Below are 12,011 nucleotides of genomic sequence, written 5' to 3'. Positions count from 1 at the left end.
CGCCCCGCGCGGGGCGCTGGCTAAACCACCCCGCTCCGGGGGATACTGGCGTCCATGGACGTACCGATTACCTTTTATTTTTTCCTGATATTCGCCGGCGCGGCGGTCATCGCCACCGTCGCCCTGTTCACGCGCCAGCCGCTGATCATCGCCTATATCGCCCTCGGCGCCGCCTTCGGCCCCCACGGTTTCTCGCTGGTCTCGGACACACAGTTGCTGGCGGATATCGGGCACATCGGCATTATCTTCCTGTTGTTCCTGCTGGGCCTGGACATGCAGCCCAGCGCCCTGTGGCACACGCTGCGCAAATCGACGGTGGTCGGCCTGGCGAGTTCGGTCATATTCTTCTCGGGCGGCGTGGCGGTGTGCATGCTGTTCATGTTCCCGCTGACCGACGCCCTGGTGGTGGGCGCCGCGATGATGTTCTCCTCGACCATCATCGGCATCAAGCTGCTGCCGACCACGGTGCTGCACCACAAGCACATCGGCGAGTTGATGATCGGCCTGCTGCTGTTGCAGGACCTGCTGGCCATCATCGTGCTGATGATCCTGTTCAGCGCCGTCAACGGCGCGGAGGGCAGCATGCCAAAGCAGCTGGCGATATCGCTGCTCGGCCTGCCGCTGCTGGCGGGCAGCGCGGTACTCGCGGTGCGCTACCTGATCCTGCCGCTGCTGGCGCGCTTCGACCGCTTCCATGAATATATTTTCCTGATCGCCCTGGGCTGGTGCCTGGGCATGGCGGAAACCGCGAAGCTGATGGGATTGTCCGAGGAGATCGGCGCGTTTATCGCCGGGGTTTCCATCGCGACCAGCCCTATTTCCCAGTACATCGCGGTCAACCTCAAACCGCTGCGCGACTTTTTCCTGATCCTGTTCTTCTTCTCGGTGGGCGCGCGCTTCGACCTGCGCCTGCTGGAACAGGTGTGGATGCCGGCGCTGCTGCTGGCCGCACTGGTGCTGGCGATGAAACCGGTAACCTACCGCTGGCTGCTCAAGGGCGTCAGCGAAAAGCGCAGCCTGGCCTGGGACCTGGGCTTCCGCCTGGGGCAGGCCTCGGAGTTTTCGCTGCTGATTGCCTATGTGGCGATGGGGGCGATGCTGATTTCCGAGCGCGCGTCGATCCTGATCCAGGCGACGACGATTATCACCCTGCTCGCCTCATCGTATATCGTGGTACTCAACTACCCTACCCCGATTGCGATTTCGGATCGCTTACGGCGGGATTAAGGCCAGGTTAAAGGGGGTTTACCCGCCGGGGTCACGCTGGTAAATGGCCTTCCGAAAATCGCAAAAGCGCCATGCCCGAAAAGAGGGGCAGGCTCTCCCTGGCAGCTCGGGCTCCCGGGACGCCGGCCGGGCCATCCTTGGCCTCGCACGTTTTTGCAGGCCAGTTACCAGCGTGACCCCTTCCACTGGGCGCAGCTACAAAAAAGCCGGCTCGAGGCCGGCTCTTGAAAAAAGTGGGGTCAGAGTCTCGACTCTGACCCCACTTTTTTAGCGGGTATAACTTCTCTTACAGCTTGGACTCAAGCTCCGGCAGCACGTCGAACAGGTCAGCAACCAGGCCGTAGTCCGCTACCTGGAAGATCGGTGCGTCCTCGTCCTTGTTGATGGCCACGATGACCTTGGAGTCCTTCATGCCGGCAAGATGCTGGATCGCGCCGGAGATGCCGACGGCGATGTACAGGTCCGGTGCGACGATCTTGCCGGTCTGGCCGACCTGCATGTCGTTGGGCACGAAGCCGGCGTCGACGGCGGCGCGCGAGGCACCGATAGCGGCGCCCAGCTTGTCGGCGATGCCGTCCAGCAGCTTGAAGTTGTCGCCGTTCTGCATGCCGCGGCCACCGGAGATGACGACCGGTGCTGCGGTCAGTTCCGGGCGGTCGGACTTGGCCAGTTCCTCGCTGACGAAAGCGGAGACGCCGGCGTCGTGGGCGGCAGCGACAGCCTCAACGCTGGCGGAACCACCCTCGGCGGGTGCTGCGTCGAACGCGGTGGTGCGCACGGTGATGACTTTCTTGGCGTCCGCGCTCTGCACGGTGGCAATCACGTTGCCGGCGTAGATCGGGCGCTTGAAGGTGTCGGCGGACTCGACACCGATGATGTCGGAGATCTGCGCCACGTCCAGCAGCGCGGCGACGCGCGGCATGGTGTTCTTGCCGGTGGTGGTGGCCGGCGCGACGATGTTGTCGTAGGCGGCACCCACTTCGGCGATCAGCAGCGCGGTGTTTTCCGCCAGCTGGTGCTCGTAGGCAGCGTTGTCGGCAACCAGGACCTTGCCCACGCCGGCGATCTTCGCGGCGGCTTCGCCCACTGCGCCACAACCGGCGCCGGCGACCAGGACGTCGATGTCCGCGCCCAGGGCCTGGGCGGCGCTGACGGCATTCAGGGTAGCAACGCTCAGGCTGCTGTTGTCGTGTTCGGCAATAACCAGGGTGCTCATCAGATTACCTTCGCCTCGTTCTTCAGTTTGTCGACCAGCTGATCCACGTCAGCCACCTTGATACCGGCGGAGCGCTCGGCCGGCGGCTCGACCTTCAGCAGGGTGATGTGGGACTTCACTTCCACGCCCAGGTCGGCGGGGGTGAGCACGTCCAGGGGCTTCTTCTTGGCCTTCATGATGTTCGGCAGCGACGCGTAGCGCGGCTCGTTCAGGCGCAGGTCGGTGGTGACGATAGCCGGCAGGGTAAGTGCAACAGTTTGCAGGCCGCCGTCGATCTCGCGGGTGACGTTGACCTTGTCGCCGTCCACCACCACTTCAGAAGCGAAGGTGCCCTGGCCCATGCCGGTCAGTGCGCCCAGCATCTGGCCGGTCTGGTTGTTATCGCCGTCGATAGACTGCTTGCCCAGGATCACCAGCTGAGGCTCTTCCTTTTCAACCACGCCCTTGAGCAGCTTGGCCACGACCAGCGGTTCGGCGTTGCCTTCCACTTCTACCTGGATGCCGCGGTCTGCGCCCAGCGCCAGTGCGGTGCGGATCTGCTCCTGGCAGGTCTTGCCGCCGATGGACACCACGACCACCTCGGTCGCCACGCCTTTTTCCTTGAGGCGAACGGCTTCTTCTACGGCAATCTCACAAAAGGGGTTGATGGCCATTTTGACGTTATTGAGGTCAACGTCGCTTCCATCGGCTTTGGCGCGGACTTTGACGTTGTAGTCAACCACGCGCTTAACGGCAACAAGAACCTTCATGGATTCTCCATTCGATCAGTGAGGGTGTGGGCGGTGCCTGAGTGGTAATCCCACCCGGCCAGTGAGTTTCGGCGGGGTATCTTGCCGAACATGCCCGCCGGGGTCAATAGCGCTCGGGGACAGGGAAATTGACCAAAACTGTCAGTCGCGCCGCCCGCCACCGTTTTGTCCGGATAGTTTTTTATCGTTAGAAATTATATACTTGCGCTCTTTCAGGATGAGCCTTCGCGCGCTCGCGTCAAATCCGCGCAACAGAGGAATGAGCTGTGGAACGAGAGTCAATGGAATTCGATGTGGTCATCGTCGGAGCCGGCCCCGCCGGGCTGTCCGCCGCCTGCCGCATCATGCAACTGGCCCAGGAAAAAGAACAGGAGATCACTGTCTGCCTGGTGGAAAAGGGTTCCGAGGTCGGGGCGCACATCCTCTCCGGCGCCGTGCTGGAACCGCGCGCCATGAACGAGCTGTTTCCCGACTGGGAAGCGATGGGCGCGCCACTGAATACCAAGGTCAGCGGTGACACGTTCTACCTGTACACCGGCGCCACCGGCGCGATCACCCTGCCCCACTTCCTGATTCCCAAGCCCACCCACAACGACGGCAACTACATCGTCTCCATGGGCAACGTCTGCCGCTGGCTGGCGGAACAGGCCGAGGGCCTGGGCGTCGAGGTCTACCCCGGTTTCGCCGCCGCCGAAATCCTCTACAACGAGGACGGCAGCGTCAAGGGCATCGCCACCGGCGATATGGGCATCGGCATGGACGGCGAGCACAAGGACAGCTACATGCCGGGCATGGAACTGCACGCCAAGTACACCCTGTTCGCCGAGGGCTGCCGCGGCCACCTTGGCAAGCAACTGCAGGAGAAGTTCAACCTCGCCGAGGGCAAGGACCCGCAGCACTACGGTATCGGCATCAAGGAAATCTGGGAGATCGACCCGGCCAAGCACGACGAGGGTCGCGTCGAGCACGGCCTGGGCTGGCCGCTGTCCGAGAACGGCGCCAGTGGCGGCGGCTTCGTGTACCACGCGGAGAACAACCAGCTTTACCTCGGCCTGATCACCGACCTCAGCTACGACAACCCCTACCTCAGCCCCTTCGAGGAATTCCAGCGCTGGAAGCACCACCCCACGGTGAGCCAGTACCTGGAAGGTGCCACCCGTATCGCTTACGGTGCGCGGGCAATTACCAAGGGCGGTCTCAACTCCCTGCCCAAGATGCACTTCCCGGGCGGACTGTTGATCGGCTGTGACGCCGGCACGCTGAATTCGGTGAAGATCAAGGGCAACCACACTGCCATGAAGAGCGGCATGCTCGCCGCCGAAGCCGTGGTCGAGGCCCTGGGCCAGGAATCCGCCCCCGCCGACCTGCACAGCTTCGCGCAGAAGATGGAAGCCTCCTGGCTGCACGAGGAGCTCTACACCACGCGCAACTTCTCCGGCTTCATGCACAAGTTCGGCTTCCTCATTGGTTCCGCCCTGGTGTGGATCGACCAGACCCTGTTTGGCGGCAAGCTGCCCTTCACCGTGCACGACACCAAGCCGGACTACGCGGCGCTCAAGCCCGCCGCCGGCGCCAAGCAGATCGAGTACCCGAAGCCGGACAACAAAATCAGCTTCGACCGCCTGTCCTCCGTGTTCCTGTCCAACACCAACCACGAGGAAGACCAGCCCTGTCACCTGACCCTGAAAGATCCGTCGGTGCCGCTGGACGTGAACCTGCCCAAGTGGTCGGAACCGGCACAGCGCTACTGCCCCGCCGGCGTGTACGAGATCGTCGAGGACGATGCGGGCCAGCGTTTCCAGATCAACGCGCAGAACTGTGTGCACTGCAAGACCTGCGATATCAAGGACCCGTCGCAGAATATTGTGTGGGTAACGCCGGAAGGGTTCGGCGGGCCGAACTATCCCAACATGTAAGCTGGTCGGGATTGCAGAAGGCGGGCCTTGGCCCGCCTTTTTTGTTTGCGCGGGGCGTGAAAGGACGGGGTCAGAGCCGTGGCTCTGACCCCTGGCGGCGTTCGACCTAGGTGTCGGCGCCAAGCTGGTAGGTGTAGTCGCCGCTGTGCACACGCTGCTCGCTGTCCGCCATCGCCACCAGGCGATACCAGGCCCCGGATGAACGGGGTCAGAGCCGCGGCTCTGACCCCTTGCGGCGTTCGGCCTAGGTGCCGGCGCCAAGCTGGTGGGTGTAGTCGCCGCTGTGCACACGCTGCTCGCTGTCCGCCATCGCCACCAGGCGATACCAGGCCCCGCGGGCGAACAGCGCCGAGAGGCCATGCGGCAACTGCAGCACGGCAACACCGTCCAGGCTGGGTTCCGGCACCAGGGGATGTTCATCGCCAATCAGGTAGCGCAGGCCGGTATTCAGCGTCGCAACGAGTCGCCCATCCTGTTCATCCACGTCCACCACCTGCAGCGGGTGCAGTTCCACGCGAATGCGCCACTTCTCCACCGGGGTCACCAGGTAGTAGTGGCCGTCGTCCTCGCGACGCAGGATGCTGGCGAACAGGTTGCGCAGGGGTTCGCGCAGGATGGGGTCGCCCTGGTGGTACCAGGTACCGTCGGCGGCAATGCGGATGTCTATCTCACCACTGAGCTGCGGATGCCACAGGTGCAGGGGTGGCGCGCCCCGGCGGCTGCGCTGATCGCCCAGCCGCGCTTCCAGTTGCTCCAGCGAATCACTCATCCGCCACGCACAACCGGCCTCAGGCGCAGCGCCCGATCAGGCGTACATTCACCACGCCGTTGAGGGCACGCATGGTATCGAGCACCGATTCAGTGAGCTCACCTTCGATGTCGATCAGGTTGTAGGCGATCTCGTCACGGCTCTTGTTGAGCATGTCGATCACGTTGATATTCTCGTTGGCGAGAATCGACAACAGGCTGCCGAGAATTTTCGGCACGTTGTCGTTGGTGACCGACAGGCGACAACCACTGACCCGCTCCAGCGAGAGGTTGGGGAAATTCACCGAATTGCGGATATTGCCGTTCTCGAGAAAGTCCCGTAACTGTTCGGCGGCCATGATCGCGCAGTTGTCCTCCGCCTCTTCCGTACTGGCGCCGATGTGCGGCATGAGGATCACGTCCTTGCGACCGATGAGTTGCGGCGCGGGGAAATCGGCGATGTACTTGCGCAGCGTGCCCGCGTTGAGTGCGTCCACCAGGGCGCCCTCGTTGACGATTTCCTGGCGCGCAAAATTCAGCAGGCAGGCGCCGGGTTTGATCACGGCGAGCAGCTCCGCGTTGACCAGGCCTCGGGTGCTGTCGAGCACCGGCATGTGCAGGCTGATGTAGTCGCTGCGCGCGAACAGTGCGGACAGTGTGTCGGCGCGCTTGACCTGTGACGACAAACGCCAGGCGGCTTCCACCGACAGGGCCGGGTCGAAACCCACCACCTCCATACCCAGGGTCAGGGCCATTTCCGCCACCAGCGAACCGATGGCGCCGAGGCCGACGACACCGAGGGTCTTGCCCACCAGTTCGCCGCCCTTGAACTCCTTCTTGTGCGCCTCCAGCGTCCTGTGCAACTCCGCCATATCGGTCATGCCGTACAGCTTGTTGACGTAGTGGATGCCCTCGATGATGCCGCGCGAGCCGAGCAACAGCCCGGCGGCGACCAGTTCTTTCACCGCATTGGCGTTGGCGCCCGGCGTATTGAATACCGGGATACCCCGGCTGCTGCACTCGGCGACCGGGATATTGTTGACGCCTGCCCCCGCACGCGCGACAGCCAGTACAGATTCGGGGATGTCATCTGCCGAGAGCTTGTGGCTGCGCAGCAGGATCGCGTCCGGGTGGGTGAACTCGCTCGCGATCTCGTAGTCGTCGCGCGGCAGGCGATCCAGCCCCTTTGCGGAAATATGGTTCAGCTTGAGAATTTGTCGTGCCATGGGATTTTGTTTTCCAGTGCTTAGAGCATGACCTCGATATCTGCGGCTTCGCGCAGGCTCTGCCGGTAGGCGCTGTCGATCAGCGAGCCGTATTCGCCGCTGATCAGGCGCCTGAGGCTCTCGCGCTGAATCTCCGGCAACACAGCCAGTGAGCCGGGGGTGACCCGGGCCAGCTCGTAAACGTAGAAGCCACCGCCGGCAGCGGCGACATAGCTCACGCTGCTCTCGCCCTCGGCGGGCGCGTGCAGGCGGAATGCATCGACCAGCAGTTCGCGCGGCATTGTCGTATTGGTGCGGTTCACCGCAAGTTCAACCTGGGATGCGTAGCCCGCATCAGCGGCGTAGTCCACCAGCGAACTGCCGGCGCGCACAGCGGCGGCAGCCCGCTGTGCGGCCTGCTCCGCTGCGGCCAGGGCGCGTTCCTGGGAGATCTGTGCGACGATCTGCTCGCGCACTTCGGCCAGCGGCAATACCTCGGGATCGTGGTGTTCGCGCACGCGCAGCACGACCCACTCCTCGGGGCTCAGTTCGATGACATCGCTGTTCATGCCGCCGCCGAGGACTTCGTCGGAGAAGGCTGCCTGGCGCAGGCTGTCATTGGCAAACAGTCCCTCGGACTGGTCGCGGGTCACCCCTTCAACCTCGCTCACCTCGAGGTCGAGTTCCTCAGCGGGACCGGACAGGTCTTCGGCGTTGAACGCCAGGTCCTTCAGTGCTTCCACCACGCGCAGCAATTCGTCGCGCGCGGCGTCCATGGCAAGCGTATGTTCGAGTTGCGGCCGCAGCTCCTCGAAGCTGGGCGGCGCGGCCTCGCGGCGCTCGGTAACCAGCAGGAAGTGCGTGCCGGAATCGGTAGTCACCGGGGCGGAAATCCGCTCCGGTTCCAGGACGGCGATGGCCTCCTCCATGGGCTCGGGGAATACATCACCGGCGGTATAACCGAGGTCGCCACCACTGGCCGCGGAACCGGGGTCGTCGGAATACTCCGCAGCCAGTTCCGCAAAATCACCGCCTGCATCCAGCTTGGCCTGTACTTCAGCGATACGCTGGGCGTAAGCGTCGTCGGATTCGTCAGCGCCCTGTACCAGCATGATGTGCGAGACGCGGCTCTCGGTCTGGTACCCGGCGTTTTGCAGCTCCTGCTCGAACGCCACGCGCAGGGCATCCTCGTCTACCGGCTGGCGGTAGTCTTCGGCGCGCAGTTCGATGTAGTTCAGGTCGACGGATTCGGGAGTACGAAAGCTCTCGGCGTTGGCATCGTAATAGGCCTCGATATCGCCCTCGGCAATCTCCCCCACGTCCTGGAATGCCTCCAGCCCGACGGTGAGGAATCGGATGTCGCGCATTTCAGCGATGATACTCGCATCTGTCGCCAACTCGGCAGGCGTCGCGAACTCGCTGGCTGCCAGGCCGGAGCGCAACTGCGAGAGCAGCATGTCGTCATGCACCGCCATTCGGAACGAGTTCGGTGAATAACCGGCCTCGCCCAGGGCGGCGCGGTACAGGTCCTCGGAGAACACGCCGTCGATCTGGAACTGCGGCATGCCGGCAATCACTGCGCCGATCTGTGCGTTGGATACGGTCATGCCCCGCTCGCGCGCGGATTGCAGCATCAGCTTGCGCGCGATCAGGTCCTGGAGTGCGCCCTGGGTCAGCGCTTCTTCCTCGAGCAGGGCCGGGTCGATTTCACCACCCGACTGGCTTACCAGCCGGCGGCGTTCAACGTTGATCGCCTGCTGCAGTTCCACGGGCGAGACTTCCTCGCCGTTGATTTCGGCAACCGCATTGCTGCTGCCGCCGAGCAGGATCGATTCGACGCCCCAGAAGGCGAAGGCGAGTACGATCAGGCCGACGATAATTTTTGCGGTGGTTCCCTGCGTGCTTTTTCGGATGTCCTGAAGCATGGATTGCTCTCTCGTTAAAAAAAAAGCGCACTATGCAGTGCGCCTTTTCAGCTGTTCAAGCCGTCACCACTGCGATCGAGTTAAAACCGTGTGTGGCAGCGAGAAAAGTATCAGGAGTTTACAGCGTCCTTGAGCGCCTTGCCCGCCTTGAAGCTGGGCACATCGGAAGCGGCGATTTCGATGGTCGCGCCGGTCTGCGGGTTGCGGCCGGTACGTGCACTGCGATGCTTGACAGAGAAGGTACCGAAACCAACCAGGGATACCTGGTCACCTTTTTTCAGGGCGTCGGTAATGGCATCGACAACGGCGTCCAGCGCACGGCCTGCGGAGGCCTTGGGCAGGTCGGCGGCAGCGGCGATGGCATCGATCAATTCAGTTTTGTTCACACTTATCCCCTTGGAAGAATAGTCTGCGTATGTCTTAAGATTTGGGGCCCGGGGTGGGCTGTATTTGAGCAGCCTCCCGTGATCTCGCCGGACTGAAAACCCGGTTAAATGCGGGAGGTCAGGGCACCAAAAGGCTGACGGACGACTCTATACCTAGCGAGTAGTCCAGTCAACAAAGATGCCCTGGCTTCAGTGAGTATTAATCCTGTTTTTTTCTTCTTCTGCACTCTCGGCCTTGGCCGTTACCGAGTCGGCGAGATAATCCTCGTCGGACATCGGTTGCGGCATGGTTTCAAGGGCGATCGACAGCACTTCATCAATCCATTTCACGGCGCGAATATTCAGGTCTTTCTTAATGTTTTCTGGAATTTCGCGAAGGTCCCGTTCGTTCTCTTTCGGAATAATCACCGTCTTGATTCCACCGCGACGCGCCGCCAGGAGTTTCTCCTTGAGACCGCCGATCGGCAGCACTTCACCGCGCAGGGTAATCTCGCCGGTCATGGCAACATCGGCGCGCACGGGAATCCCGGTCAACACTGACACCAGGGCGGTACACATCGCGATACCTGCGCTGGGACCATCCTTGGGTGTAGCACCTTCGGGCACGTGGATGTGCACGTCGTGTTTTTCGTGGTAATTGGCGGGAATGCCGAGGAGTTGCGAACGGCTGCGCACCACGGTGGTCGCCGCCTGGATGGACTCCTGCATCACATCACCCAGTGACCCGGTCTTCACGTAGCGGCCCTTGCCGGACACGGCGACAGCTTCGATGGTCAGCAACTCGCCGCCAACCGAGGTCCACGCCAGACCCGTCACCTGGCCGATCTTGTTCTCTTCCTCGGCGATACCATAGTTGTACTTGCGCACACCGAGCAGGTCGCTGAGCATCTCGGCGGATACGCTGGTGCCGCCCTCGGCGTCGCCCATGGTGATCGCCTTGACCATCTTGCGGCAGACCTTGGCGATTTCACGCTCCAGTGCACGCACACCCGCCTCTCTGGTGTAGTAGCGAATGATGTCGATCACCGCTTCCTGGCTGATGGTCAGTTCATCCTTCTTCAGGCCGTTCAGCTTTACCTGCTTGGGAATCAGGTAGCGCTGGGCGATATTGAGTTTCTCGTCCTCGGTGTAGCCCGGGATACGAATGACTTCCATGCGATCCAGCAGCGGGCCGGGAATATTCATGGTGTTGGAGGTGCAGACAAACATCACATCCGAGAGGTCGTAATCCACCTCCAGGTAGTGGTCGTTGAACGCGTGGTTCTGCTCCGGGTCCAGCACTTCGAGCATGGCAGAAGCCGGATCGCCGCGGTGGTCCATACCCATCTTGTCGATCTCGTCGAGCAGGAACAGCGGGTTGCGCACGCCGGCCTTGGCCATCTTCTGCAGCAACTTGCCCGGCATCGAGCCGATGTAGGTACGCCGGTGACCGCGGATTTCGGCCTCGTCGCGCACGCCGCCCAGGGCCATGCGCACAAACTTGCGATTGGTGGAGCGGGCAATCGACTCACCCAGGGACGTCTTGCCGACGCCGGGCGGACCGACCAGGCACAGCACCGGGCCTTTTACCTTGCGCACGCGTTTCTGCACCGCGAGGTATTCGAGGATGCGGTCCTTGACCTCCTCCAGACCGTAATGGTCCTCGTCGAGGATCTGCTGGGCACGCTTCAGGTCGTGCTTGACCTTGCTGCGCTTGGCCCAGGGCACACTGACCATCCAGTCGATGTAGCTGCGCACTACCGAGGCCTCGGCAGACATCGGCGACATCATCTTCAGCTTGCCCAGTTCTGCTTCAGCCTTCTGTCGCGCTTCCTCGGGCATCTTCGCCTGGTCGATACGCGCCTGCAGCTCATCGACCTCGTTGGGCGCCTCGTCCATCTCCCCGAGCTCTTTCTGGATGGCTTTCATCTGCTCGTTGAGGTAGTACTCGCGCTGGCTCTTTTCCATCTGCTTCTTGACGCGGCCGCGGATGCGCTTCTCGACCTGGAACAGGTCGATCTCGGCCTCCATCAGGCCCATCAGGTGGTCCAGCCGGCTGCGCACGTCGGGAATCTCGAGGATGCGCTGTTTTTCGGCGAGGTCGACGCTCATGTGTGCGGCGATGGTATCCGCCAGGCGGCCTGGGTCATCGATGCCGGTCAGGGAGGTCAGCACCTCGGCGGGGACTTTCTTGCTCAGGCTGACGTATTTCTCGAACTGGGTGTTGGTAGAGCGAAGCAGTGCCTCCGCCTCGCTCTCCGGAATGATCTCGCCTTCGATTTCGCGCACGTTGGCGACGGCAAAGGGGCCGTCGTCATCGACGCTGTCGACCGAGGCGCGGTAACCGCCCTCCACCAGCACCTTGATGGTACCGTCAGGCAGCTTCAACAACTGAAGGATGTTGGAAACCGTGCCCACCTGGTAGATATCATCGGGGCCGGGGTTGTCATCGGCGGCGTTTCGCTGGGCGACGAGCAGGACCTGCTTGTCGTTGGCCATCGCGTGCTCGAGAGCTTCGATGGACTTCTCCCGCCCGACGAACAGGGGCAGCACCATGTGGGGATAAACCACCACATCGCGCAGGGGCAACAGGGGAAGTGCGGTTACAGACGATGAACCCATGGTAATCTCCGGGTTGGGCGTGATAAGACGTATGCTCTT

General features: G+C 62.4%; 9 protein-coding genes. 2 read left to right on the top strand and 7 right to left on the bottom strand.

What is annotated here, in order from left to right:
* Window positions 1–54: 54 nt before the first annotated feature.
* Window positions 55–1,227: a cation:proton antiporter domain-containing protein gene (locus tag E4634_RS11655; RefSeq protein WP_135444029.1), complete on the top strand. Its 1,173-nt coding sequence runs from the start codon at window positions 55–57 to the stop codon at window positions 1,225–1,227.
* A gap of 286 nt (window positions 1,228–1,513) precedes the next feature.
* Here E4634_RS11655 and E4634_RS11650 read toward each other — a convergent pair whose 3' ends face one another.
* Together E4634_RS11650 and E4634_RS11645 are read right to left on the bottom strand one after the other, a co-directional pair.
* A complete protein-coding gene (locus E4634_RS11650) occupies window positions 1,514–2,443 on the bottom strand; it encodes an electron transfer flavoprotein subunit alpha/FixB family protein (RefSeq protein ID WP_135444028.1) in 930 nt (309 codons plus the stop codon).
* Window positions 2,443–3,192 carry an electron transfer flavoprotein subunit beta/FixA family protein gene (locus E4634_RS11645; protein WP_135444026.1) on the bottom strand — a complete coding sequence of 250 codons (750 nt, stop codon included), beginning with the start codon at window positions 3,190–3,192 and terminating at the stop codon, window positions 2,443–2,445. Before E4634_RS11645 ends, E4634_RS11650 begins: the two co-directional genes overlap by 1 nt.
* Window positions 3,193–3,458: 266 nt before the next feature.
* Here E4634_RS11645 and E4634_RS11640 point away from each other — a divergent pair, with 266 nt between their 5' ends.
* A complete protein-coding gene (locus tag E4634_RS11640) occupies window positions 3,459–5,108 on the top strand; it encodes an electron transfer flavoprotein-ubiquinone oxidoreductase (protein ID WP_135444024.1) in 1,650 nt (549 codons plus the stop codon).
* A 244-nt stretch (window positions 5,109–5,352) separates the two neighbouring features.
* On the opposite strand, the gene E4634_RS11635 is transcribed toward E4634_RS11640, so the two are convergent.
* From E4634_RS11635 to lon, 5 genes are all read right to left on the bottom strand, one after another.
* Complete coding sequence (locus tag E4634_RS11635; RefSeq protein ID WP_135444022.1) at window positions 5,353–5,877, bottom strand: DUF1285 domain-containing protein; 525 nt, start codon at window positions 5,875–5,877, stop codon at window positions 5,353–5,355.
* 19 nt (window positions 5,878–5,896) lie between these two features.
* Window positions 5,897–7,081: a phosphoglycerate dehydrogenase gene (locus E4634_RS11630; protein ID WP_135444020.1), complete on the bottom strand. Its 1,185-nt coding sequence runs from the start codon at window positions 7,079–7,081 to the stop codon at window positions 5,897–5,899.
* A gap of 20 nt (window positions 7,082–7,101) precedes the next feature.
* Window positions 7,102–8,985, bottom strand: a complete 1,884-nt coding sequence (locus tag E4634_RS11625) for a SurA N-terminal domain-containing protein (protein WP_135444018.1) — start codon at window positions 8,983–8,985, stop codon at window positions 7,102–7,104.
* A gap of 110 nt (window positions 8,986–9,095) precedes the next feature.
* A complete protein-coding gene (locus tag E4634_RS11620; protein ID WP_167854873.1) occupies window positions 9,096–9,443 on the bottom strand; it encodes an HU family DNA-binding protein in 348 nt (115 codons plus the stop codon).
* A gap of 117 nt (window positions 9,444–9,560) precedes the next feature.
* A complete protein-coding gene (gene lon / locus E4634_RS11615) occupies window positions 9,561–11,972 on the bottom strand; it encodes an endopeptidase La (protein ID WP_135444014.1) in 2,412 nt (803 codons plus the stop codon).
* Between the last annotated feature and the right edge of the window lie 39 nt (window positions 11,973–12,011).

Origin of the sequence: Mangrovimicrobium sediminis (assembly GCF_004745945.1) — a bacterium.
GTDB lineage: Bacteria > Pseudomonadota > Gammaproteobacteria > Pseudomonadales > Halieaceae > Mangrovimicrobium > Mangrovimicrobium sediminis.
Note: the sequence above shows the minus strand (reverse complement) of the source record. Positions and strands in the feature narration are given on the sequence as shown.

What these genes read in the sequence shown, in the direction of transcription:
- E4634_RS11655 (WP_135444029.1), top strand. Translation starts at nt 55, where the DNA reads ATGGACGTACCGATTACCTTTTATTTTTTCCTGATATTCGCCGGCGCG.
- E4634_RS11650 (WP_135444028.1), bottom strand. Translation starts at nt 2,443, where the DNA reads ATGAGCACCCTGGTTATTGCCGAACACGACAACAGCAGCCTGAGCGTT.
- E4634_RS11645 (WP_135444026.1), bottom strand. Translation starts at nt 3,192, where the DNA reads ATGAAGGTTCTTGTTGCCGTTAAGCGCGTGGTTGACTACAACGTCAAA.
- E4634_RS11635 (WP_135444022.1), bottom strand. Translation starts at nt 5,877, where the DNA reads ATGAGTGATTCGCTGGAGCAACTGGAAGCGCGGCTGGGCGATCAGCGC.
- E4634_RS11630 (WP_135444020.1), bottom strand. Translation starts at nt 7,081, where the DNA reads ATGGCACGACAAATTCTCAAGCTGAACCATATTTCCGCAAAGGGGCTG.
- E4634_RS11625 (WP_135444018.1), bottom strand. Translation starts at nt 8,985, where the DNA reads ATGCTTCAGGACATCCGAAAAAGCACGCAGGGAACCACCGCAAAAATT.
- lon (WP_135444014.1), bottom strand. Translation starts at nt 11,972, where the DNA reads ATGGGTTCATCGTCTGTAACCGCACTTCCCCTGTTGCCCCTGCGCGAT.